This window comes from Leptospira alstonii serovar Sichuan str. 79601 (assembly GCF_000347175.1).
In the GTDB taxonomy this organism is placed as follows: Bacteria; Spirochaetota; Leptospiria; order Leptospirales; family Leptospiraceae; genus Leptospira; species Leptospira alstonii.
The window spans coordinates 1-2,388 of record NZ_ANIK01000023.1; the positions used below are offsets into that span (position 1 = coordinate 1).

The window sequence follows — 2,388 nt, forward strand, 5'->3', positions numbered from 1 at the left end:
TATACCAGAAAACGGGTTCCATTATTCTGTAAACTTCGCCGGAATCGATAACGGAATCGTCTATTATTATACGTTTTGATTCAAGTGTGTATTCCGGAGTTAAAAAATAATTACGAATCATTGATAAGATTGATTTGAGAATATTCATAAACCGGTAAATATTTATTTGGAAGTTTAAAATATCAAGAATACTTTTTATATTTTGAAAGGAGTGAGGCGGCGTATACTATGGATTCTTCGTGTTCCATAACGTTTTAATCTACAATTAGAAAATATCACGGATATTTAATTCAATCGAATACGAAAGACGCGAACCAGGTAGGATGGCGGTTAACGTCTGGTTTCCATCTCCTGCCACATCAAACCGTACGTGCAGTTTTTCCGCATACGGCTTTCCGACCGTCTTCTTCCTTTGGCATTCAAGTACTATGATATAACCCACCGGAGAGATAAAAGTGTTCGATTCCGCATGCAAATACATATCTTGAAAATCGGGTGTTTTAAGATAATCTCGACTTCTTCCGCGTTTGCGATTGAGTTTAAGACGCTCCATGATATGGTTTCTAGTGAAGAGGATCGCCCCCGTGAGCAGCCCTTTTCCCACAGTTTCTTCATGACGGGACATAGTCTACATTATCGGAAGTTGCCTGTTATGTCTTGAATATCAAATTTCTTCGTTTCGGCTTAATTTTTAGTTAGCACACTGACATATTCCCTCTTAAAGTAGCGTATTTTATTCTTGACAGTCATATATCAAAGTGATATATAAATCAATGTGATAGTGAGTTTTGCAAACGAGGAAACAAAGTTAGTATTCCTCGGAAAGCCGTCAAAGAAGTTCCCGGCTAAAATTCACGAACGCGCAGTTAAGAAATTAAAAATGCTGAATGCGGCGAAACGTCCGGAAGATTTACTGATTCCTCCGAGCAATCGATTGCATGGGTTAAAGGGCGATCGAAAAGGTCAATACTCAATTTCTATCGACTTGCAGTATAGGATCGTGTTTAATTGGAGTGATGTGGGTGCGAGTGACGTCCAGATTCTCGACTATCATTAACAAATCAGGAGTAAGACTGATGGTAAAATTTATAAACCCTCACCCTGGGGAAATATTGCACGACGTATTAGAAGAAATGGAAATTTCGGCTTACCGTTTGGCGAAGGAGACTGGTGTCCCTTCTCCGAATGTATACGACATCATTTCTAAAAAGCGAGGAATTTCTGCAGAGATTTCAGCAAGGTTCGGGCGATTTTTTGAGCAGTCGGATTCATTTTGGTTGAATCTGCAAAATGAATATGACCTACGTAATATTGAACACAATCGTGAGAAAGAGCTTAAAGAAATTAAATCGTACAAACAAGTAGTATAAAATTGGAAACGGAAAATTATGGATTATTACTTTAATTCTATCTTAGCGGCTTCCATTAGTATTCTTGCTTCGGTCATTACAGCTTCATCTGCATATTATTTTACAAAGCGAAGCCAACAATTAAATGATGAAAGAAGAATCAAAGAAGAGTTCTTTCGACAATTCATAAAAGCACTTTCCGATTTAGCTATTGACAATAGTAATCGTAGCGCAAGTTTAGCTTTCTCGGAATCCATAAACATATTGTTATTAATCGGATCGCCAGGTGTGGTTAAAGCATTGATGAATTTTCATAATTATATAAGATCCGATAAAACAAAAACAGATGGAAGTTCTGAGCAGAGGGATTTGCATGATGAACTACTTCGTGACTTAATTAAGGAACTTCGTCTTGATCTTTTCCGTAATTTTAAAGTAAACAAAAACTTTCCGGAGATTCATCTAGTAGGTGGTCCCAAAAGGTATTAGAAAACATAATGATGATTATCGGAAGTTGGGTCGCATCGGTTTTTTGGGTTGATGGAATAACGTGTCTTTATGATATTCGTATATTCGGTTGTTATAAGGTGTTTATGCGTCAGACGGCGAGTTAGAGTTAAGCAATATTCGCCCAGGGCTTAGTGTGGGCGGGTCGAGCGCGTTTTCTTGGGATGGGGATGCGATCTTGCTTTGTTTCTTTATCCAGTTGAAGAAGTAATGATCAGACTGAAGTTTCAAATCTTTCAGTTTGGTCTTCTGGACTTTAAAAACGGGTTTTGCTTTCTACGAAAGTGTCATTGTAAATAAAGAAACGATCACGCGCTCGACCCGTTTATTCGAAAGTGCAGTTTGCTTTTGATTGGGCGAACATCGCCTAACTGCGGCTTCTCGCGGCGCTTCGGGATTGCTCCGCAACCCTTGCTTGGCCTTCGGCACATTTGCTTTGTCACTCGGCTTGTGATCGTTCGCTAAGGCTCACTCAAGCCTTCGTGCCAATCCTTCCGCGCGTTTAGCGCGCTCCAGGACCGCAAACGTCGAG

General features: G+C 39.6%; 4 protein-coding genes. 3 read left to right on the forward strand and 1 reads right to left on the reverse strand.

Annotated features, from left to right (window positions below):
* Window positions 1-265 precede the first annotated feature (265 nt).
* Window positions 266-625, reverse strand: coding sequence for a hypothetical protein (locus LEP1GSC194_RS05235; protein WP_036041480.1), 360 nt, complete (start codon window positions 623-625; stop codon window positions 266-268).
* 156 nt (window positions 626-781) lie between these two features.
* On the opposite strand from LEP1GSC194_RS05235, the gene LEP1GSC194_RS05240 reads away from it, so the two are divergent.
* Genes LEP1GSC194_RS05240 through LEP1GSC194_RS22900 form a run of 3 tightly spaced genes read left to right on the forward strand, consistent with a single transcriptional unit; the run spans window position 782 to window position 1,838 of the window.
* On the forward strand, window positions 782-1,057 hold the full coding sequence (locus tag LEP1GSC194_RS05240; RefSeq protein ID WP_010576133.1) for a type II toxin-antitoxin system RelE/ParE family toxin: 276 nt from the start codon (window positions 782-784) through the stop codon (window positions 1,055-1,057).
* A gap of 19 nt (window positions 1,058-1,076) precedes the next feature.
* On the forward strand, window positions 1,077-1,370 hold the full coding sequence (locus LEP1GSC194_RS05245) for a HigA family addiction module antitoxin (RefSeq protein ID WP_036041483.1): 294 nt from the start codon (window positions 1,077-1,079) through the stop codon (window positions 1,368-1,370).
* Between the two features lie 18 nt (window positions 1,371-1,388).
* Window positions 1,389-1,838, forward strand: a complete 450-nt coding sequence (locus LEP1GSC194_RS22900; protein ID WP_231384486.1) for a hypothetical protein — start codon at window positions 1,389-1,391, stop codon at window positions 1,836-1,838.
* The last annotated feature ends 550 nt before the right edge of the window (window positions 1,839-2,388 follow it).

Excerpts from the sequence above, each read along its gene's own strand:
- LEP1GSC194_RS05235 (WP_036041480.1), bottom strand. The coding sequence starts at position 625 with ATGTCCCGTCATGAAGAAACTGTGGGAAAAGGGCTGCTCACGGGGGCG.
- LEP1GSC194_RS22900 (WP_231384486.1), top strand. The coding sequence starts at position 1,389 with ATGGATTATTACTTTAATTCTATCTTAGCGGCTTCCATTAGTATTCTT.
- LEP1GSC194_RS05245 (WP_036041483.1), top strand. The coding sequence starts at position 1,077 with ATGGTAAAATTTATAAACCCTCACCCTGGGGAAATATTGCACGACGTA.